General features: G+C 74.4%; 16 protein-coding genes and 2 pseudogenes. 11 read left to right on the top strand and 7 right to left on the bottom strand.

Annotated features, from left to right (window positions below; all coding sequences use genetic code 11):
* Window positions 1–57: 57 nt before the first annotated feature.
* Entirely contained in the window at window positions 58–795 is a 738-nt protein-coding gene (locus ET495_RS13320) for a TetR/AcrR family transcriptional regulator (RefSeq protein WP_129205198.1), read from the bottom strand.
* A gap of 151 nt (window positions 796–946) precedes the next feature.
* On the opposite strand from ET495_RS13320, the pseudogene ET495_RS13325 reads away from it, so the two are divergent.
* Both ET495_RS13325 and ET495_RS13330 read left to right on the top strand, forming a co-directional pair.
* Window positions 947–1,911: pseudogene (locus ET495_RS13325) on the top strand (ATP-binding cassette domain-containing protein).
* Window positions 1,908–2,741 (top strand): ABC transporter permease, encoded by an 834-nt coding sequence (locus ET495_RS13330; protein ID WP_129205199.1) that lies wholly within the window; start codon window positions 1,908–1,910, stop codon window positions 2,739–2,741. The pseudogene ET495_RS13325 and the gene ET495_RS13330 overlap by 4 nt, the downstream one beginning before the upstream one ends.
* A 3-nt stretch (window positions 2,742–2,744) precedes the next feature.
* Here ET495_RS13330 and ET495_RS19490 read toward each other — a convergent pair whose 3' ends face one another.
* The 3 genes from ET495_RS19490 to ET495_RS13345 all read right to left on the bottom strand — a co-directional run bounded on the left by ET495_RS19490 (window position 2,745) and on the right by ET495_RS13345 (window position 5,927).
* The gene (locus ET495_RS19490; RefSeq protein WP_342770113.1) at window positions 2,745–2,975 is read right to left on the bottom strand and encodes a PspC domain-containing protein; all 231 of its coding nucleotides are present in this window, start codon (window positions 2,973–2,975) and stop codon (window positions 2,745–2,747) included.
* Window positions 2,976–3,150: 175 nt separating this feature from the next.
* The gene (locus ET495_RS18910; RefSeq protein ID WP_245993076.1) at window positions 3,151–4,362 is read right to left on the bottom strand and encodes an OmpA family protein; all 1,212 of its coding nucleotides are present in this window, start codon (window positions 4,360–4,362) and stop codon (window positions 3,151–3,153) included.
* 155 nt (window positions 4,363–4,517) lie between these two features.
* Window positions 4,518–5,927 carry a cation:dicarboxylate symporter family transporter gene (locus tag ET495_RS13345; protein ID WP_129205201.1) on the bottom strand — a complete coding sequence of 470 codons (1,410 nt, stop codon included), beginning with the start codon at window positions 5,925–5,927 and terminating at the stop codon, window positions 4,518–4,520.
* Window positions 5,928–6,088: 161 nt separating this feature from the next.
* Here ET495_RS13345 and ET495_RS13350 point away from each other — a divergent pair, with 161 nt between their 5' ends.
* Both ET495_RS13350 and ET495_RS13355 read left to right on the top strand, forming a co-directional pair.
* The gene (locus tag ET495_RS13350; RefSeq protein ID WP_162616484.1) at window positions 6,089–7,693 is read left to right on the top strand and encodes a sensor histidine kinase; all 1,605 of its coding nucleotides are present in this window, start codon (window positions 6,089–6,091) and stop codon (window positions 7,691–7,693) included.
* Window positions 7,690–8,409, top strand: a complete 720-nt coding sequence (locus tag ET495_RS13355; protein WP_129205203.1) for a response regulator — start codon at window positions 7,690–7,692, stop codon at window positions 8,407–8,409. Before ET495_RS13350 ends, ET495_RS13355 begins: the two co-directional genes overlap by 4 nt.
* A gap of 135 nt (window positions 8,410–8,544) precedes the next feature.
* Here the strand turns inward: ET495_RS13355 and ET495_RS13360 are convergent, their stop codons facing one another.
* From ET495_RS13360 to hrpA, 3 genes and pseudogenes are all read right to left on the bottom strand, one after another.
* Complete coding sequence (locus ET495_RS13360) at window positions 8,545–9,069, bottom strand: O-acetyl-ADP-ribose deacetylase (protein WP_129205204.1); 525 nt, start codon at window positions 9,067–9,069, stop codon at window positions 8,545–8,547.
* On the bottom strand, window positions 9,066–9,959 hold the full coding sequence (locus tag ET495_RS13365; protein WP_129205205.1) for a class I SAM-dependent methyltransferase: 894 nt from the start codon (window positions 9,957–9,959) through the stop codon (window positions 9,066–9,068). Before ET495_RS13365 ends, ET495_RS13360 begins: the two co-directional genes overlap by 4 nt.
* 32 nt (window positions 9,960–9,991) lie before the next feature.
* Window positions 9,992–14,368, bottom strand: a pseudogene (hrpA, locus tag ET495_RS13370) (ATP-dependent RNA helicase HrpA).
* 821 nt (window positions 14,369–15,189) lie between these two features.
* Here hrpA and ET495_RS17780 point away from each other — a divergent pair.
* The 7 genes from ET495_RS17780 (at window position 15,190) to ET495_RS13400 (ending at window position 19,870) form a co-directional block, all read left to right on the top strand.
* Entirely contained in the window at window positions 15,190–15,327 is a 138-nt protein-coding gene (locus ET495_RS17780) for a hypothetical protein (protein WP_162616485.1), read from the top strand.
* Window positions 15,324–17,060 carry a M15 family metallopeptidase gene (locus tag ET495_RS19225; protein ID WP_129205206.1) on the top strand — a complete coding sequence of 579 codons (1,737 nt, stop codon included), beginning with the start codon at window positions 15,324–15,326 and terminating at the stop codon, window positions 17,058–17,060. Before ET495_RS17780 ends, ET495_RS19225 begins: the two co-directional genes overlap by 4 nt.
* 7 nt (window positions 17,061–17,067) lie before the next feature.
* A complete protein-coding gene (locus ET495_RS13380; RefSeq protein ID WP_129205207.1) occupies window positions 17,068–17,637 on the top strand; it encodes an aminoacyl-tRNA deacylase in 570 nt (189 codons plus the stop codon).
* Between the two features lie 169 nt (window positions 17,638–17,806).
* Window positions 17,807–18,169 (top strand): STAS domain-containing protein, encoded by a 363-nt coding sequence (locus ET495_RS13385; RefSeq protein ID WP_129205208.1) that lies wholly within the window; start codon window positions 17,807–17,809, stop codon window positions 18,167–18,169.
* Between the two features lie 77 nt (window positions 18,170–18,246).
* Window positions 18,247–18,519, top strand: coding sequence for an LmeA family phospholipid-binding protein (locus ET495_RS19765; protein ID WP_425471237.1), 273 nt, complete (start codon window positions 18,247–18,249; stop codon window positions 18,517–18,519).
* Window positions 18,435–18,761 (top strand): hypothetical protein, encoded by a 327-nt coding sequence (locus ET495_RS13395; protein WP_129205209.1) that lies wholly within the window; start codon window positions 18,435–18,437, stop codon window positions 18,759–18,761. Before ET495_RS19765 ends, ET495_RS13395 begins: the two co-directional genes overlap by 85 nt.
* A gap of 215 nt (window positions 18,762–18,976) precedes the next feature.
* Window positions 18,977–19,870 (top strand): ABC transporter substrate-binding protein, encoded by an 894-nt coding sequence (locus tag ET495_RS13400; protein WP_129205210.1) that lies wholly within the window; start codon window positions 18,977–18,979, stop codon window positions 19,868–19,870.
* The last annotated feature ends 75 nt before the right edge of the window (window positions 19,871–19,945 follow it).

The raw sequence follows: 19,945 nt of genomic DNA on the forward strand, positions 1-19,945 counted from the left end.
GCTGCGGCGGGCTGTGCGGGAGCGGGCGCCGTCCCCGGGGCGGAGACGGTTCGGGGCCTACTCCTGCTTGCGGGCGACGTAGGCCGCGACGCCGTCGAGCACCACGTGGATGCCGAACGCGATCTCGTCCTCGGGGTCGCCGCTGGCGGGTGCCGGCGCGTGCGCGAAGGCGCTCACGAGGTGGGGGTAGGCGTCCGGGTCGGCGAACTGCCCGAGCATCACCGCGAGGTCGCTGTACGGCTCGCCGCCGGCACGTGCGGCCTCGATCTGGACGCGCGACTCGCCGAGCACGTGCTGGGCGAGCAGGCCGATGATCGCGAACTTCTCGTCGGCCGTCAGAGGGAGGTCGGCGAGGATGCCGAACGCCTGGTCGATCCAGCGCAGCCGCTGGGGTCCGGGCATCACCGTGCTCAGCGGCAGGTCGAGGAACCAGGGCCGCGCGAGCGCGAGGTCGATCTGGACGCGCATCCAGCGTTCGAGGCGTTCGCGCCACGTGCCCTCGGTGGGCAGGTCGGGCAGGTCGGCCGCGATGCGGTCGGTGAGGTGGGCGAGCAGCTCGTCCTTGCTGCCCACGTGCCGGTACAGGGCCATGGGGGAGACGCCGAGGGCCTTGCCGAGCCGGGCCATCGAGACCGCGCCGATGCCCTCGGCGTCGGCGAGCGCGATCGCGGCGTCGACGATGCGCTCGATGCTCAGCGAGGCCTTGGGGCCGCGGCGGGACGGCGGCGGCGGTTCCCAGAGGCGCTGGACGAGCCGGACCAGCTCGGCGTCGAGCGGTCGTTCCTGGTCGGGCATGGCCGGCCTCCCTGTCGCGCGGCCGGGGCCGCGCGTGTCGCGATGAGCATCGTGGGTCGCTGCGAGGTTGACGCCACCAGTGTATGCCGTACACACTGACGTATACGTCCTAAACAGTGGACGCCGTACACACACCATGAGCGAGGAACCCATGACCGACGTCGTCGTGCACGCCGAGGGGCTGCGCAAGGCCTACGGCACCGTCCCCGTGCTGGAAGGGGTCGACCTCACGCTGCACCGCGGCGAGGTGCTCGCACTCCTGGGCCCCAACGGGGCCGGCAAGACCACCACCGTGAAGATCCTGTCGACGCTGCTCGCCCCCGACGGCGGCCGCGCCACCGTCGCCGGCCACGACGTCGTCCGCGAGGCCGCCCAGGTGCGCCGCGCCATCAGCCTCACCGGCCAGCAGGTCGCGCTCGACCTCAAGCAGACCGGACGCGAGAACCTCACCATGATCGCGCGCCTCTCGCGGCTGTCCCGCCGCCAGGTCCCCACCCGCGTCGCCGAGCTGCTCGACGCCGTCGGCCTCACCGACGCGGCCGGGCGCCGCGTCGGCACCTACTCGGGCGGCATGCGCCGCCGCCTCGACCTCGCCGCCGGGCTCGTCGCCCGCCCCAGGTGCTCTTCCTCGACGAGCCCACCACGGGCCTCGACCCCCGTAGCCGCCGCGCCCTGTGGGACCTCGTGCGTGACGTCGTCGCCGCCGGCACCTCGCTCTTCCTCACCACGCAGTACCTCGACGAGGCCGACGAGCTCGCCGACCGCGTCGCCCTCATCGACGGCGGGACCGTCGCCGCCGAGGGCACCGCCGACGAGCTCAAGCGGCGCGTCGGCCAGGCCCGCGTCGAGCTCGACCTGACGACCGCCGCCGACGCCGCGCACGTGCGCGCCGCCTTCGGCCTGCCACCGGCACCCGGCACCGACGTCGCCCTGGCCACCGACGGGACGCTCGCGCACGTGCGCGACCTGCTCGCGCGCGCGGAAGCCACCGGCGTCGCCCCTGCCGCGTGGCGCCTGCGCGAGCCCACGCTCGACGACGTGTTCCTCACCCTCACCGGGCACACCGCCCGCACCGCCGCAGACACCCCCACCCGCACGCAGGAGAAGGCCGCATGACCAGCGCACTCGCACCCGCCACCGCACCCCGCCATGCCGCCCTGCGCACCGCCGTGCGCGACGCCGTGTCCGACGCCGTGACCATGACCGCGCGCTCCGTGCGCCTGTTCACCCGCGACGTCGACGCCATGCTCACCGCAGCCGTGCTGCCCGTCCTGATCCTGCTGATGTTCACGCTCGTGTTCGGCGGGGCCATCGACGTCGGGGTCGACTACGTCACCTACGCGACGCCCGGGATCATCCTGCTGTGCGCCGGGTTCGGCGCGGCCAACGCGGCGCTCGCGGTCGAGCAGGACATGTCGGGAGGCATGGTCGACCGGCTGCGCTCGCTGCCGATGCGTTCGTGGACGTTCGTGCTCGGGCACGTCGGTGCGAGCCTGCTGCGCAACCTCGTCACGTCAGCGATCGTGTTCGGAGTCGCCGTCCTGATCGGGTTCCGCCCGACGGCGTCGCTGCTCGGCTGGCTCGGCGCCGTCGGCATGCTGCTGCTGTTCGTGAACGCGATCGCCTGGGCCGCCGCGTTCACCGGGGTCATGGTGCGCTCGGCCGACGCGGCCGGCGGGTTCAGCTTCGGCGTGATGTTCCTGCCGTACATCTCCAGCGCGTTCGTGCCCGTCGAGACCATGCCGACGTGGCTGCGCGGGTTCGCGCAGCACCAGCCGGTGACCCCGCTCATCGAGACCGTGCGCGGGCTGCTGGTGCCGGGGACCCCCGGTGCCGTCAGCGGCGCCGAGCTGGGCTCGACGGCGCTGACGGCCGTGATCTGGTGCGTGGGCCTGGCCGTCGTCTTCGCGATCCTGGCGGCGTGGGGGTACCGCCGCCGCCGGTGAGGGTCACGCCTGCGGGGCGGGCGGCTGCGTCGGGTACGGAGCCGGGGCGGCGTACGGCACCTGCCGCTGTGCCGCCGCGGCCTGCCGTTCCCAGTAGCGCTCCTCGCTCGGGACCAGGAGCCACAGGATGAGGTAGGCCACGACCTGGGTGCCGGGCAGCACGACCGAGGCGACGGCGAGCAGTCGCACGACGGTGCGGTCCCAGCCGAAGTAGTCGGCGACGGCGGCGCACACGCCACCGAGCACGCGGCCGTCGGCGGGCCGGTAGAAGGGGCGGGAGGGCTTGGGGCGGGGGTGGGGTACGGGGACGAGGTGCTCATGCCTCGAGCATCCCGGCACGGCCCGTCGCCCGGCTATCGGGTGCCGCCCGGACTCGCCCCTGAACCGTGTCAGGGACGAGTCCGGGGGGTTACTCGGTCACGGTGATCACGACCCGGCGGTTCAGGGCTCTGCCCTCTGCGGTGGTGTTGTCGGCCCGTGGATGCGTCAACCCGTACCCCGTGACCGTGATCCGCGACGGGTCCACGCCCTGGCCTGCCAGCCAGTCGGCGACCGCCTGGGCCCGGCGCTGGGAGAGGTCCAGGTTGTACTCCGGGGTGTCGACGTCGTCGGTGTGCCCCTCGACCCGGAACCGGGTGCTCGGGCCTGCGGCGGCCTGGTCGAGGATCGCCTGGAGCGCGGTGGCGGCCTCGGGGCGCAGGGTGTCCTCGTTGCTGCCGAACAGCACGTCGCCGGAGGTGGCGTACGAGGTGACGTCGTCGCCTCGGAGCTCCTCGACGTCGCCGCTGCCGGAGACGGTGTAGCTCGCGAGCGACGCGCTCGGGAAGGAGCGCGAGGGCATCGAGTGGCTCGGCGCCGATGCGGAGGGGACGGAGAAGCTGGCGACATGGTCGTTGCCGACCGTGGCACTCGCGCGGAACGCCGACGCCTGGAAGGCGGACGGCTGGAACACGCTCGACCGGAACAGCGACGGGCGGAACACCGACGCGACGAAGTCGCCCGGCGCGGCATCCTTCGCGTTCTGGCACACCTCCTCCTGCCGGACGCCCTGGACCCACTGCGCCGGCACCGTCCGGGCGGGCAGCACCGCACCGGCGAGCGTCTCGCCGCCCGGGAGTGTGACGTCCGGGAGCCGCCGCTCGGGGATCGCGTACTCGGGGATGTAGGCGCCGGAGATCTCGACCGCACCGAGGCAGCCGCCCGGGGCGTCGTACTCGACCACGCACCCGGACTTGCCGACCCGCTCGGGGATCACGGCAGCGGCGACCCCGGGGATCTCGATCCGCTGCCCGGCCACCGTCGTGGTGTGTCCGGGGACGGACGGGATGGTCTGCGCGGGGATCACGTCGTCGTCGTACGGGGTGACGGTCTTGCCTTCGCCCGGCTCGCAGATCGACAGGTCCAGCCCGCCGGGGGCAGGCCCGGCGGGCGTGCCCGGATCGGCCGCTTCGTCGTGCGCGGGACTCGGGTCGGCCTCTGCGGGGGAGGAGGCGCCGTGCGAGGCATGGGCGGTCGACCCGGCCTTCGACTGGCTCGACGGTGCCGTGCACCCGGCCATCAGCAGGGCGGCCGCGGCCAGGGCGAGACCTCGACCCACGACCCTCCGCGTTTTCCCAGTCATCTCCATGAGACTACTCATATCGCGGGAGGGACCCGTCCGGCTACCCTTCGGTTCGTCACGCGCCGAGGGTCCAGGGTGCCCCCGCACCCTGGACCCTCGAACCATGCCGGGCTGCCATGCCGGGCTGCCATGCCGGGCTGCGAGCCCGGCATGGCTCAGCGCCTGGCGCCCGCGAGCGTGTGCTCCTGCGCGCCGGTGACCTCGGCCGCCTCGTCGCCGTCCTCCGCGGCCCCGCCGCCGTGCCCGTCCGTGTGCAGCGACTGCTCGTCGAACGGCAGCTCGCCGCGCAGCACACGGTGGACGCGATCGGTGTCGATCTCCTTGACCCAGGTGCCGATGACGACGGTCGCCACGGCGTTGCCGGTGAAGTTGGTCAGGGCGCGGGCCTCGGACATGAACCGGTCGATGCCCACGATGAGGCCGACGCCGTCGACCAGGTCGGGGCGGTGCGACTGCAGGCCCGCGGCGAGCGTCGCCAGGCCCGCACCCGTGACCCCGGCCGCACCCTTCGACGCGATGATCATGAAGACCAGCAGCGACACCTGCTCGCCCAGCGCGAGCGGCCGGTCCATCGCGGCCGCCACGAACAGCGCCGACATCGTCAGGTAGATCGCCGTGCCGTCGAGGTTGAACGAGTAGCCCGTCGGCACCGTCACGCCGACGACGGGCCGCGACACGCCCAGGTGCTCCATCTTGGCGATGAGCCGCGGCAGCGCCGTCTCCGACGACGACGTCGAGAAGATCAGCAGGTACTCGCGCCCCAGGTACTTCATGAGCCGCAGCACGTTGACGCCCGCGACCAGGCGCAGGACGGAGCCGAGCACGACGAGGATGAACAGCACGCACGTGATGTAGAAGCCGACCATCACGGTCGCCAGCGAGACGATCGCGCGCACGCCGGTCTCGCCGACGACGCCGGCCATCGCGCCGAAGGCGCCCACGGGCGCGACCCACATGATCATCATGAGGATGCGGAACACGAGCTTCTGCAGGTGGCCGATGCCCGTCAGGATCGGCTTTCCGGCCTTGCCCATCGCCTGGAGCGCGAAGCCCACCAGGAGCGCGACGAACAACGTCTGGAGGATGACCTGGCCGGTCAGGGCGCTGAACAACGTCGTCGGGATGATGCCGGTGACGAACCCGACGAGCCCTTCCGACGCCTCGGTGCTGACCTCGTACGACGCCGTCTCGCTCGCGGCGTGCAGGCCCTCGCCCGGGTGGATGAGGTTGCCGACCACGAGGCCGATGACCAGGGCCAGGGTCGACATCACCAGGAAGTAGCCGATGGCGATGCCGCCGACCTTGCCCACGGTCGCAGCCTTGGCGATCGACCCGACCCCGAGCACGATGGTGCAGAAGATCACCGGCGCGATCATCATCTGGATCAGCTTCACGAAGCTGCTCCCGACGGGCTTGAGAGAGGCACCCACCTCGGGTGCGACGAAGCCCACCAGAGCCCCGAGCACCACGGCTGCGATGACGGCGATGTACAGCCAGTGCGTGCGGTCCTTGCGTCTGCGTGGGGCCCGCCGCAGCGGCAGGGCACCCGTGGCATCCACGGTCATGGCACTCCTCCTCGAGTGGTCCAGCGCCTGCGCCCGGATCGGCCCGAGCGTGGCGCTGTGAGGAGGGTCACCTTGTTGGTGTGTCATCCGCTGCTTGCGTACATAGAGTTCTCCGCAAGCAGGCGGCGCGGATGCCGTCGACGGGACGAAGGGGTACCGCCGTGGCACGGTTGGGGGGCTGGGCGCGCAGCAGCATCGCCATGCGCGTGCTCGCCCTCATGCTCACGATCGCCGCGCTCGTCGCTGCCGGCAGCTCCGCGCTGCTCACCGTGCAGGCCCGGCGGGCCGCCCAGCAGGCCGCATCCGCAGCGAGCCGCGCGCTCGCCGTCGCCGTCGCCGACTCCCCGGCGGTGCGGGAGGCCGCCGTCGGACCCGACCCCGCCGGCGACCTGCGTGACCTGAGCACGCAGCTCCTGGCCGACACCGACGCCGACTTCATCACGATCATGGCGCCCGACGGCACCCGGTGGACGCACCCCAACCCCGCCCAGGTGGGCAGGCAGTACCTCGGCACCCGGGGTCCGGCGCTGCGCGGCGAGACCTACACCGAGACGTTCACGGGCACGCTCGGCCCCTCGGTGCGGACCATCGCGCCCATCCGCTCGCCCGACGACGGCACGATCACCGGGCTCGTCGCCGCCGGCATCACCGTCGAGCACGTCACGGTCGTGGCGGCTCGCGACCTGCCCTTCGTCGTCACGCTCGGCGCGGCGGTGCTCGCGCTCGGGGCGGGGGCGGCGGGGCTGGTCGCGCGCTATCTGCGCCGCGTCACGCTCGGCCTGGGCCCCGTCGAGCTGCGGCAGGTGCACGACCTGTACGACGCCGCACTGCACGCCGCCGACGAAGGGCTGCTGCTGGTCGACGCGCGCGGCGACGCCCAGCTCGTCAACGACCGCGCCGCCGACCTGCTCGACCTGCGGTCGTCCGTGCAGGCCCGCCTGCCGCTGCCCGTCACCGACCTCGGCCTGCCCGACTCGATCGAGGCGCTCGTGCGCAGCGGCCGCGCGGTCGACGCCGAGCATCACGTCACGCGGACCCGCACGCTCGTCGTCGCGCAGCGGCCGGCGTCGAGCGGCACGGTGCTGGTGCTGCGCGACCACACCGAGCTGGCGAACCTCTCGGGCCAGCTCCGCAGCACGCGCACCATGGCGACCGCGCTGCGCGCGCAGACGCACGAGCACGCCAACCGGCTGCACACCGTCGTGTCGCTGCTCGAGCTGGGGCGCGAGGACGAGGCACGCACCTTCGCGGCGTCCGACCTCGCGCGGTCCCAGCGGATCGTCGACGACGCCGTCACCGTGCTCGACGAGCCGTACCTGTCGGCGCTGCTCGTCGGCAAGAGCGCCGAGGCGCGCGAGCGCGGCGTGCGGCTCGACGTCGTCGCCGTCGGGCAGGCCGCGGGCCTGCGGCTGCCCGCGGCCGACCTGGTGACGATCGTCGGCAACCTGGTGGACAACGCCGTCGACGCCGCCGAGGGCACCGACGAGCACGTCGTCGAGGTCGAGCTGTCGCGCATCCCCGGGGCGCTGCGCGTGCGTGTCGCCGACAGCGGACCAGGCCTGCGCGGGGCCGACGGCGAACGGCGGCCCGACGAGCTGTTCGCGCTGGGCCGCACCGGCAAGCCGGGCGGGCCGGAGGGACGCGGGCTGGGGCTCGCGATCGTGCGGCACACCGTGCAACGCCTGGGCGGCACGCTCGACGCGTACGACGACGACGGCGCGGTGTTCGTCGTCGAGCTCCCGGCGCCCACCGAGGGGGTCGCATGACCCGGGCAGCCTCGGAAGCGCGCGCCGGCGACCTGCGCGTGCTCGTCGTCGAGGACGAGGAGCTGACCGCCCAGGCGCACGCCGCGTACGTCGCGCGCATGCCCGGGTACAGGGTCGTCGGGACCGCCCGCACGGGTGCCGCGGCCCTCGCCGCGCTCGCCCGCGCCGCCGACGCCGGCTGCGCCGCGCACCTGGTGCTGCTCGACCTCGGGCTGCCGGACATGAGCGGTCTCGACGTCGCGCGGACCCTGCGCGCGGCACGCGCCGACGTCGACATCCTCGTCATCACGGCCGACAACGAGCTGCCGTCGCTGCGCGCGGCCGCGCAGTCCGGCGTCGTCGGCTACCTGGTCAAGCCGTTCACGTTCGCCGCGTTCGCGGCGCGCCTGCGCGCCTACCGGCAGTACCACCGGGCCCTCGCGCGCGGCGGGGCGGGCCGCCAGCAGGAGATCGACGAGGCGCTCGCGATGCTGCACGGGGGTGCGCGCCCCGAGCTGCCCAAGGGGTTGCTGCCCGAGACGCTCGACGTCGTCGCGGCCACGCTGCGCTCGGCGAGCGCAGCGTGCTCGGCGAGCGAGCTGGGGCATGAGCTCGGCGTGTCGCGGGTGACGGCGCGCCGGTACCTCGAGCACCTCGTCGACCGTGGCGAGGCGTCGCGCACGCCACGGCACGGCGGCCAGGGGCGGCCCGAGCTGGAGTACACCTGGCTGGCCTGAGGCGCGCGGTCGCGTGACGGGGACGGCCCGGCGGGCGCGAGGCGGGCCGGCGTGCCGCCGGCGTGCGTTCCGCTGGTGTGCGTGCCGCTGGTGTGCGTGCCGCTGGCGTGGGCGCCCGCGGCGATCGCGGCGGCGTCAGCCGGTGGTCAGCGCGGCCGTGAACGCGTCGAGCAGACGGTCGCTGAACAGGACGAACCGGACCGCGTCGACGGGCTCGGGGTGCGCCGCCGACCACGACCGCACCGCCCCTACCGCGGCGGCCGCGGCGTCGTCGGGGGACCAGCCGTAGACGCCCGCGCCGACCGCCGGGAACGCGACGCTGCGCGCGCCCAGGGCCGCGGCGACGTCGAGCGACCGGGTGAAGCACGAGGCCAGCAGCGACGGGTCGGTCTCGCCCGCGTGCCGGTTGGGGCCGACGGTGTGGATGACCCAGCGCGCGGGCAGGTCGAAGCCGGGCGTCGCGACGGCCTCGCCCACGGGGAGCCCGCCGGGCAGCGTGGAGCGTCGCAGCTCGCGGCACGCCGCGAGCAGGCCCGGACCGGCCGCGGCGTGGATCGCGCCGTCGACGCCACCGCCGCCGAGCAGCGTCGTGTTCGCGGCGTTGACGACGGCGTCGGCCCCGACGCGCGTGATGTCGCCCCGCTCCGTGGTGATCCTCACCGGTGCTCGCCTCCCCGGGGCCGGCGAGCGGTCAGCGAGAAGGTCACCGGCATGCGGGCGCGGTCCGCGCCGGGCCACGCGAAGCCGCCGTCGACGGCCTCCATGCGCGGGCTGAACCGCCACGGCAGCACGGTGCCCTCGTCGAGGCGTTCGACGCGCAGGCCGGCCCCGACGACGGCGTTGACCACCTCCGACAGGGGGTGCGGCCACTCGTAGGTGCGTGTCGAGGTGATCGTCCCCTCGCCTGCGTACGTGCCGGCGTCGTCCCACACCTGCGCGGAGCCGTCGCCGAAGTAGCGGAACACGGTCCGCAGGTCGGGGGCGTTCTCGTCGAGCGCGTACATCGCGGGATGCCCGTCGCGGATGAAGAACAGCCCGCCGGGCCGCAGGAGCCGGGCGACCTGGGCCGCCCAGCGGTCGAGGTCGCCGAGCCAGCAGATCGCGCCGATCGACGTGTAGACGACGTCGAAGCCGGGTGGCGAGACCTCGCCGCGGGCGGCCTCGACCGCGGCGGCGGCGTCGAGCACGTCGGTCTCGACCCACGTCGCCGCGACGCCGCTGCGCTCGGCGAGGCGTGCCGCCGACGCGAGGGCCGACGGGGAGAAGTCGACGCCGGTGACCCGCGCTCCGGCGAGCGCGAACGAGACGGTGTCGGTGCCGATGTGGCACTGGAGGTGGCACAGGTCGAGGCCGTCCACGGACCCTCCCGGCAGGAAGGGCGCCATCGCCGCCAGGTCGTCGCGGACCACGCGCGTCAGGGTGCGCGCGGGCTCACCGCCGGCGACGCCGTAGCCCTGCTCGTGGATGGGGACGCGCTCCTCCCAGTTGGCGAGGTTCGCGGCGCGGCCCTCTTCCCAGGTGACCCGCGCGGTGCGCTCCGATGCGTCCATGCGGTCAACCGTAGGTCGCTCGCGTGCTCCGCTCACCACCCTGTCGGTGCGAGCACCTTGCGGATGCGCTTCTCGCTGACCGTGCCGTCGGTGCCGAGCTGCTGGGCGAACAGGCTGACGCGCAGCTCCTCGATCTGCCAGCGCACCTCGGCGAGCTCGGCCGCGCGGGCCGGGTCTGCCGGGCCGGAGGCGTAGGCCGTGCGCGCCTTGGCGTACGCCTCCTCGACGTCGTGGACGCGCCAGGCCAGCTCGGCGTCGCGGTGCGGGGCGGCCTGGGCCTTCTCCAGCCGGTACGACGCGGCGCGCAGGTAGCGCACCAGGTGCGGCAGGCGCCGGGGCGGCGTGGCGGACACGAACCCGTCGTGCACCAGGGTGGCGGCGTGCTCGCGCACGTCCTGCAACGTGTTGAGCAGCGCGAGCGACGACGTCGCGCGCACCTCGCTCTCCAGCGTGCGCCAGGCGGTCAGCGCGGCGACGACGTGACCCGCGACGCGGTAGGTCTCGTCCTCCAGATGCCTCCTGACGTGGGACTTCGCCTCGTTGTACGACTCAGCATCACGAATCTGTACGGCGTCGGTGCCCGGCGGGGTGCCGGGCGGGAGGTCGGTGTCGCCGCTGGTCAGGGCGGTCACGGCGGCGAGCTGGAGATCCTCGGCGAGCACGTCCGTGGAGCGGTACGGGCTCGCCGCGAGCGTCAGCGCCTGCGTGCCCGTCCAGCGCGACGTCACGCGTCCAGCGACGAGCCGCGTCTCGGCGAGCAGGAGCCGGCGCACCCCGCGCGCGTGCGTGGCCGGCTGCGCGGCGGCGTCGGCGAGGACGCGCAGGGCGACCGTGGCCTCGTGCCTCGGCCCCGGTTCCTCGACCAGTGCCGGGTAGCCGCGCACGACAACCCCGCCGCCGAGGTCCGTCGAGACGGCGTCCGGGAGGCGCCCGTCGGGCAGCCCGTCGGGCCAGGTGGTCAGGTTCGTGCGCTCGGCGATCGCGGGCGCGCCGCCCGGCGCCGCCCCCTCGCGGCCACGGCGCCCCGCCGCGGGGACCGGCCCGGCCGACGGGGTCGCGCCCGCGGTCTCCTGCGCACCGGCCGCGGACCGCGCCCGTGCCTCCTCCAGCGCGAGGCCGACCGCACCCTTGACCGCCGCCCGCACCGCCGCCTCGGCCTGCGGGGCGAGCCGGCGTTGCAGGGCGAGCAGGTCCTTCGACTCGTCGAGCACGACGCCGGGCCGCCGCCCCGGCCCCCCTTCGCGCCCGCGGCCTTCGCGCCCGCGGGCGCCGCGCCGTCGAGGACGCGGAACGTGACCCGCAGGTGGGCGGGCAACCGCTCGACGCGCTCGTCGTCCCAGGCGTCGTCGGGCACGACGACGCCCCGCAGCGCCCGGACCGCGCGCGTGAACGAGACGTGGAACGGCTCGGCCATGTCACCCGCGCGTGCCATGTCCTCCCAGGCGGGCGTGTGGTCGCGCAGCCAGGACGCCACGGACGCGCCGACGTCGGGCGCGGGCACGAGCTGCACGCGCACCGGCTTGGGCAGGGAGCGGATCGTGGCGACGCACAGCTCGTCCAGCAGACCGGGGACCATCCAGTCGAAGCCAGCGGGCGACAGGCGGGGGAGCACCGAGACGGGCACGTGCACGGTGACGCCGTCGGCGTCCTGACCCGGGCTGAACTGGTAGGTGAGGGGCAGGGTGAGCTCGCCCTGCGTCCACCGCTCGGGGAACAGCGACGGGTCGACGGCCTCGACGTCGACGAGGTCCTCGAGGCGGAACGTCAGCAGGTCGGGGTCTCGCGGCGGGCGCGCGACCACCACCGGTCGAAGTGCCGGGCGCTGACGACGGACGCGGGCACGCGCTCGTCGTAGAACGCGAACAGGTCGTCCTCGGAGGCGACCAGGCCGCGCTGCCGCGAACGCGCCTCGACCTGTTCGGCCTCCTCCAGCAGGCGGCGGTTCTCGGCGAAGAACCGGTGGTGGGTGGTCCACTCGCCCTGGACGAGCGCGTGGCGCAGGAACATCTCGCGCGCCGCCTCCGGGTCCACCTTCGCGAACAGCACCGGGCGGTCGGTCACGATGGGCACGCCGTACAGCAGCACCTTCTCGGTGGCCATCGCGGCGCCCTGCTTGGTCGACCAGTGCGGGTCGGAGTAGGTGCGGCGCGCGAGGTCGCCGGCGAGCGCCTCGACCCACTCGGGCTGGATGCGTGCGACGTCGCGCGCCCACAGGCGGCTCGTCTCGACGAGCTCGCCGGCCATGAGCCACGCGGGGGCTTCTTGGACAACGGCGAGCCCGGGAAGATCGCGAACCGGGCGCCACGCGCCCCCAGGTACTCGTTGCGGGCGCGCTTGGCCTGCTGACGCAGGGCGCGGGCGCGCGCCTCGCCCTTGAGATGGGCGACCGAGGAGGCCTTGACCTCGCCCGTGTCCTGCATGCCGATCTGGGACAGGAGCCCGGACAGCAGCGCGCGGTGCAGGGTCTCGGCGTCCCACTCGCGTCGCAGCTCGCCGGTGCGCGGCTGCCCGTTGTCGTGGGCGTCCGTGCCGGCCGGCCGGGGCGGTTCCGACAACGGCGTGGAGCGGGGGCGCGCGGACAGGTCGATGCCCAGCTCGTTGGACATCTGCCGGAGCTGGCTCACGACGTCCTGCCATTCGCGCACGCGCAGGAAGTTCAGGTGCTCGGCCTTGCACAGGCGCCGGAACGCCGAGCCGGACAGCTCGCGCTGCTGCTCGCGCAGGTACTCCCACAGGTTGAGGTAGGCCAGGAAGTCGGACGTCGGGTCCGCGAACCGCGCGTGCAGCTGGTCGGCCCGCTCGCGCACCTCGGCCGGGCGCTCGCGAGGATCCTGCACCGACAGCGCGGCGGCCACGACGGCGACCTCGCGCGCGACGCCGAGGCGTGCGCCCTCGATGATCATGCGCCCCAGCCGGGGGTCCATGGGCAGGTGCGCGAGCTGACGCCCGACGTCGGTGAGCAGCGCCGCCGGACGCTCGGCGGCGTCGTCGGCAGCGGGCGCGTGCTCGAGGGCGCCGAGCTCGCGCAGGAGCGTCACGCCGTCGCGCACCGCGCGCGTGTCCGGCGGTTCCACGAACGGGAAGCGTGCGACGTCGCCCGGCGCCTCGACCACGCCCACCGCGATCATCTGGAGCAGCACCGAGGCGAGCGAGGTGCGCAGGATCTCCGGCTCGGTGTACTCGGGGCGCGCCTCGAAGTCCTCCTGCGAGTACAGCCGGATCGCGACGCCGTCGGCCACGCGCCCGGAGCGGCCCGACCGCTGGTTGGCGGACGCCTGCGAGATGGCCTCGATCGGCAGCCGTTGCACCTTGGTGGCCTTGGAGTAGCGCGAGATGCGCGCGAGCCCGGTGTCGACGACGTAGTGGATGCCGGGGACGGTCAGGGACGTCTCGGCGACGTTGGTCGACAGCACGATGCGGCGCCCCGGGTGCGAGGAGAACACCCGGTGCTGTTCGGCGGCCGACAGCCGCGAGTACAGCGGCAGGATCTCGACGTGCTGCGGGTGCCTCGCGTCGGCCGCGCGGGGGCCCAGGTGGCCCTCGAGCGCGTCGAGCGCGTCACGGATCTCCCGCTCGCCCGAGAGGAACACGAGGATGTCGCCCGGTCCGCACGCCATGAGCTCGTCGCAGGCCTCGACGATGCCCGTCACGAGGTCCTTCTCCTCGCCCTTCGCCTTGCGCAGCCCCGACTCGGGGTCGGCGTCGGGGGCCAGCGGCCGGTAGCGGATCTCGACGGGGTAGGTGCGCCCCGAGACCTCGACGACGGGGGCCGCCTTGGGCAGCACGTCGACGACGGCGTCGGGCGCCCCGCCGACCTGCGCGAGGTGCGACGGCGAGAAGTGCGCCGCGAACCGCTGCGAGTCGATGGTCGCGGAGGTGATGACGACCTTGAGGTCGGGCCGTCGCGGCAGCAGCCGCGACAGGTACCCGAGCAGGAAGTCGATGTTGAGCGACCGCTCGTGCGCCTCGTCGATGACGATGGTGTCGTAGGCCAGCAGGTCCGGGTCGCGCTGGATCTGCGCCAGCAGGATGCCGTCGGTCATGACCTTGACGAGCGTGCCCTCGCTCGACTGGTCGGTGAACCGCACCTGATATCCGACGATCTCCCCGAGTGTGGTCTGCAATTCCTCCGCGATGCGTTCGGCGACGCTGCGTGCCGCGATGCGCCGCGGCTGCGTGTGGCCGATCTGCCCGGCCCGCCCGCGCCCCAGGTCGAGCAGGATCTTCGGGAGCTGCGTCGTCTTGCCCGATCCGGTCTCGCCCGCGACGACGACGACCTGATGCCGGGCGATCGCCTGCGCGATGTCGTCCCGGCGGGCGCTGACGGGAAGCTGCTCGGGGTAGGTGATCGGGGGGACGACGACGGCGGCGCGGGCCGCGGCGAGCTTGTCGAGGTGCGCGCGCGACACGCGGCGGGGACCGCGTTGCCGGTCGGGTCTGCGCTCGCCGCGGTTGCGGCCGCCGCCCGTCGCGGGCGGGCCGCGCCGGGGCTGCCGGCCGCGGGCGTGTCCGCGCCGGTGCCCTGGTGGCGCCGACGGCGGCCCTGGCCGCGACGTGCGTCGCCGGTGGTCGGCTCGTCTCCCCGCTCCGCGCCGGGGGTGCGCGGGGCCCCGGAACCGCCGTCGGCGGGGTGCGGGGGGACGGGTGGAGTGCTCACGACCTCCTATTGTCGCAAGTGGCGCAAGGTGCGCGAAGGCGTTTTCCGCACATGACGGTTCGCGCGCCGACCTCGCGAACCCCGGTCGCGTCATCGGGCGGCTCGCCGGGGTGTCGCGCCGCGACGCCGCCCGGCCCCGGAGGCCCCGACGGCGGAGCCCGGCGGCGTCGTGACCCCGGTGCCGAGATCGGCGCGGCGGTGGCGCCGACCCGGCGCGGCGTGGCGCTCGATGATGCCTGTCCCCGGCCGCCGGAAGGATCCTCCGCCGTGCCGCGACGACGTCGGGCAGGGCCCGTCGAGCAGGGCGTTTGCACCCGGTGGGGCGGCTGCGACGGTGTCCACAGGCCGCGGCGCCCAGGGGCTGCCGGGCACGGGGGTGGCGGCAGATGTGCGATCGCGCAAGGGTGGCTTCAGGCACGTCATCTCGGGGGCCTTTCCCCGTGCGACGATGCACCGGCACTGGCAGCCTCTGGGAAGGTCTCCGTCGTGGTAACTCCGCAGCACAGGAAGCGGACGTCGCTCAAAGGAAGGGCTCTCGGCGCGCCCGGCGCGGGTCGGCGCCGACTGCCGCGGATGGCCGCGGGAGGGGCCGCGCTCCTCCTCGCCGCAGGCGTTCTCACGACGGCGGGCGCGGGCCGCCTGCCGACCGTGGACGCGCAACGCGTGTCCGCGGGCACCGCCGCAGCCCCGCGCACGATGCGCGCGGCGTGACCGTGGGCAGGATCGGAGGCTCGACGTCGGCCGCGCCCGTGACCCTCGACCAGGTGTTCGCGCTGCTGGAGTCCGCGGAGCGCGCCGCTCAGGACGGCGGGCGCACCATGACGCCCGAGATCGAGCAGGCCGCCGCCGAGCTCGGCATGCTGCTCACCGGCTACATCGCGCAGCATCCCGGCGCCGTCCGCGCACCGGAGCCGCCCCAGTCCGTGCCGCCCGCGGGGATCGGTGCCTCGGCGTTCGTGGAGCCGGCCGCCGTGGTCGCCCCCGAGCCCGCCGGCCCGCCGGCCGACGCTGCGACACCGCCTGACCCCGCGTCACCGGGTGCCGAGCCGGTCCAGCCGCCTGCCGGCCCCGGCGAGACACCAGCGGCGTCCGCCGAACCACCGTCCGAGCCCGCCGGCCCGGCACCGGCCCCCGAGGCCGGCGCGCCGATCGTGCCCGACCTCACGGGCTCGGGCACCGACGAGCAGGCCGTCATCACCTTCGACGACGTCGTCGAGGCCGCGATGCGCCTCGCCGCGCTGCTCGACCCGGAGGCCGCCGTGCACGTGTCGGTCGGCGTCGAGGGCGGCGCCCCTGGCGTCGCCCCGCTGACGCAGGTGCTGCGCGACGTCGTCGCACGGTTCGGCACCTCCACCGCCGGGTACGCCAACGGCCGCATCCCGGCCGACGTGCTGTGCCCGCTCCCGTTCGCGCCCGGCCAGCGGCTGCGCTGCGACGCGGCGGCACAGCTCGCCGCGCTGAACGCCGCGTTCGAGGCGCGGTTCGGCAGGTCCATCCCGGTCTCGGACTCCTACCGTCCCATCGAGACGCAGGTCGCCCTCAAGGTCGCCAAGCCGTACCTCGCGGCCACGCCCGGCTACTCGCTGCACGGGTGGGGGCTCGCCGTCGACCTGGGTGCGCCGATCAGCGGCGGCACCTCCGCCGAGTACGTCTGGCTCCGGCTCAACGCACCCGACTACGGGTGGGACAACCCGTCGTGGGCACGCCCCGACGGGTCCAAGCCCGAGCCGTGGCACTTCGAGTTCTTCGCCGCCGGGCCGGTGCCGAACCGTGCGCTCTCGGCGTCCGACGTCGCGAAGTACCGCGCGGCGCAGCAGCCGACGGCGCCACCCGCGGCTCCCGCGGCCTCCCCGGCGGCACCGGAGCCGACGCCGGGACCGGCGGCACCTACACCGGCGGCGCCACCCGCCCCGCCGGCCGACGCCCCGCCGGCCGACGCCCCGCCGGCCGACGCCCCGACGCCGAACGAACCCGTGTCACCCGAGCCCACGACGGCGGCGCCCGCCGTCCTTCCCTCCCTCGCCGCGCTCGACCTGGCGGGGCGTTCGGACGCCGACATCGTGGCGCGCGTCGCGAGGGCGCTCGCGGACGCGGGCCTCGACGGCGACGTGACCTGGGCTGACGCGGACTCACCGCGCGGTGCGCTGCTCGACTTCGTCGTCGGTGGCACGCCGGGGCACGGTCCGGGCGACGAGGTTCCCGCGGGCAGCCGGGTGCTCGCCGTGCTGTCGCGCGGCGTGAGCGTCCCGGGTGCGGCCGACCCGTCGCCGTCGCCGTCGCCGTCGCCGAGCCCGAGCCCGAGCCCGAGCCCGACTCCCGCCGAACCGTTCGGCGAGGGGCCCGCGTCGCGGCCGGTCGCGACGCTGCCGACCCCCGAGCCGACCGGCGCCCCCGCGACGCCTCCTGCGACGGGCATCCCGTCTGCGACGGAGCCCGAGGACTGACGGCGGCATGGCTGGGGCGCGTGACTCCGCGGCACGGCGTTCCGCCGCGGACGCGCCCAGACCTGCGCCGGGCCGGGCGCGCGCGGGCGCCCCGGACGAGCCGCCGAGCCCGGAGCACCGTGCCCTGAGCGCGCTCGAGGCCTCGGGGGTGGCCTTCACGATCACGCGTCACGGCCCGGTGTCGTCGCTGGCCGAGGCCGCGGCAGCCCGCGGCCTGGAGCCGGGCCGCCTGCTCAAGACCCTGGTGGTGCGCCGCGGCGAGGACGACTTCGTGCTGGTGCTTGTTCCCGGTGACCGTCAGCTCTCGTGGCCGCGGCTGCGGCGCGCGCTGGGCGTCTCGCGGCTCTCGCTGCCGGACAAGGAGGTGGCGCGTGCGGTCACCGGCTACGAACGCGGCACGATCACCCCCTTCGGGTCGTTGCGGCCGTGGCCGGTCGTCGCCGACTCCCGCGTCGCCGGGGCCGGGCACGTCTCGGTGGGGGCAGGCGCGCACGGTGTCGCGGCGACGCTCGATGCCGACGCCCTGATCACCGCCCTCGGCGCCCGGGTGGAGGATGTGACGAATCCCGGCGAATGACGCACAGGCGCCGTTCTGCGCAAAGGCGTCGTACGTGTCTGGCCGATCTGTGGCCGCGCTGAACGCTGATCTGGACGCGGAGGGTCGAAACCGACACACTCGAACAGGCGCGGCAGGGGCGGGGACGACGCCCGGCCGCAGCCTCGGAAGCAGCGGAGGGAGCGAAGTGGTGGATCTTGAGGAGATCGGTCAGCGCGCCGGTACGGTCTCGGGCATCGCCTGTCGCTCGACGGCAGAGGGCACGATCGTCACCCTGTGGGGTGAGGTCGATGCTGCGCTGCGCGAGGCCGCGAGCGAGGCGATGGCCGTGCTGGCCGCCCATGTCTCGGGCGTCCCGGTGATCATCGAGGCCAGGGATGTCTCGTTCATCGACTCCTCGGGTGTCGCGTTCATCCTTCAGGTGTACGTGCTGGGGCAGGAGACCGGGACACCGGTCAGCCTGCGCGAGCCTTCCGACGCCGTCGTCGAGGTGCTCGACATGGTGGGCATCGGCGGGCGCATCCCGGTCATCCGGTCGGGTGACGGAACCTGACGGGCCGCAGGCGGGGGGACCGGCGCAGGTCGCTGGCCGCGGCCGTCGTCACGCTGGCGCTGCTCGCCGCCGTGGCGGTGGGCGCCGACCGTGCGGCGGCGTGGGTCACGGGCCGTGGCGCGGCGGCGGCGGTCGCGCTGGGCGGCGACGACGTCTCGGGCGCGCGGGTCGACATCCACGGGTTTCCGTTCCTCACGCAGCTGGCCGCGGGCCGGCTCACCCGTGTGACGGGGGTGCTCGACTCGGGATCCTTCGGGGGCTGGCCGTGTCCGACGTCCACCTCGACGCGAGGGGAGTCGGCCCCCGCTCCCCGTGGCAGGTCGAGGAGGCGCGGGCCGACGGGCTCGTGACGTTCGCCACGGTCGAGCGGCTGCTCGCCTCCCAGCTCGGCTCGGACCTGCGGCTCGCACCCGATCCGGGTGAGCCGGACGGTCTGGCGATCACGTGGTCGGCGCTCGGGCTCGAGATCGGTGCCGTGGTGAAACCAGGAGTCGTGGACGACTCGACGATAGGAGTGCAGGTCAGCGGCCTGCTTCTCGGGGTTTCAGTGTCGGCGTCGAGGATCTGCCGCGCGGCCCGGGGTCGCAGCTGAGCGCGCTGACGATCCCGGTGGACCTGCCCGGCGGCGTCGCGTTGCGCGCCGTCGACGTCGAGCGCGGTGGGCTGCGGGTGGCCATCACCGCCCACGACGTCGCGCTCGCGGACCTTGCGCGGTGATGATCGCGCGGTGACATGGCTGGCCTGCGGCCGCGGTGATCTGCATACTTATGCACACACTAGCGAACTCAGTCAGACCGGAGCCTCACCATGCGCACCCGTTCCGCCTTGCCCGTCGCCGCGCTCGCGGTGGCCACCCTCGCCCTCGGCGCCTGCACGTCCGCCTCGCAGGACGCCTCGTCGTCCGGTTCCCCGAGCGCCGCAGGCGTCACCAAGGACGCCGAGATCGCGGCCATGGTGCCGGACGCCGTCGCCGAGGACGGCAAGCTGACCGTCGGCGCAGAACTGACGTACGCGCCGCTGGAGTTCGTCGGCACCGACGGCAAGACTCCCGTCGGCCTCGACGTCGACATCGCCGACGCGGTCGCGCGGCTCATGGGCCTGGAGGCCGACGTCCAGTCGAGCCAGTTCGACTCGATCATCCCCGGCATCGGCACGCGCTACGAGGTCGGCATCTCGGCGTTCACCATCAACGCCGAACGCCTCCAGGCCGTCAACATGATCAGCTACTTCGACGCCGGGTCGCAGTTCGCCGTCCTCAAGGGCAACCCCGACGCCATCGACCCCGATTCCCTGTGCGGCCTGACCGTCGGCGTGCAGACCGGCACCGTCCAGCAGGACGAGCTGGAGGAGATCAAGGCCACCTGCCCGGCCGACAACCCGCTGGAGATCCTGCCCTACGCCAAGCAGGCCGACGTGACCACCAACCTCGTGGGCGGCAAGCTCCAGGCCATGTACGCCGACTCGCCCGTCGTCGCCTACGCCGTCGAGCAGGCGGACGGGGCCATCGAGACGCTCGGCGAGATCCGGGACGCCGCGCCCTACGGCGTCGTCGTCGCCAAGGACGACCTCGCCCTCGCGCAGGCCGTGCAGGCCGCGCTCCAGCGCCTCATGGACGACGGCACGCTCGCGAAGATCGCCGCCGCGTGGGGCAACGAGCAGGGCGCGCTGACCACGGCGGAGCTCAACCCGACCGTCGGCTGAGCCGCCCGAGGTCGCTCGACTCGCTTGGCGAATCTTGCGACCATGTGCATACTCATGCATCCCAAGGCACACCAC

The organism is Xylanimonas allomyrinae (genome assembly GCF_004135345.1).
GTDB lineage: Bacteria > Actinomycetota > Actinomycetes > Actinomycetales > Cellulomonadaceae > Xylanimonas > Xylanimonas allomyrinae.

Excerpts from the sequence above, each read along its gene's own strand:
- ET495_RS13380 (WP_129205207.1), top strand. The coding sequence starts at position 17,068 with ATGGCTGGGGCGCGTGACTCCGCGGCACGGCGTTCCGCCGCGGACGCG.
- ET495_RS13365 (WP_129205205.1), bottom strand. The coding sequence starts at position 9,959 with ATGGACGCATCGGAGCGCACCGCGCGGGTCACCTGGGAAGAGGGCCGC.
- ET495_RS13400 (WP_129205210.1), top strand. The coding sequence starts at position 18,977 with ATGCGCACCCGTTCCGCCTTGCCCGTCGCCGCGCTCGCGGTGGCCACC.
- ET495_RS13320 (WP_129205198.1), bottom strand. The coding sequence starts at position 795 with ATGCCCGACCAGGAACGACCGCTCGACGCCGAGCTGGTCCGGCTCGTC.
- ET495_RS17780 (WP_162616485.1), top strand. The coding sequence starts at position 15,190 with ATGGCCGCGGGAGGGGCCGCGCTCCTCCTCGCCGCAGGCGTTCTCACG.
- ET495_RS18910 (WP_245993076.1), bottom strand. The coding sequence starts at position 4,362 with ATGACTGGGAAAACGCGGAGGGTCGTGGGTCGAGGTCTCGCCCTGGCC.
- ET495_RS13330 (WP_129205199.1), top strand. The coding sequence starts at position 1,908 with ATGACCAGCGCACTCGCACCCGCCACCGCACCCCGCCATGCCGCCCTG.
- ET495_RS13355 (WP_129205203.1), top strand. The coding sequence starts at position 7,690 with ATGACCCGGGCAGCCTCGGAAGCGCGCGCCGGCGACCTGCGCGTGCTC.
- ET495_RS13345 (WP_129205201.1), bottom strand. The coding sequence starts at position 5,927 with ATGACCGTGGATGCCACGGGTGCCCTGCCGCTGCGGCGGGCCCCACGC.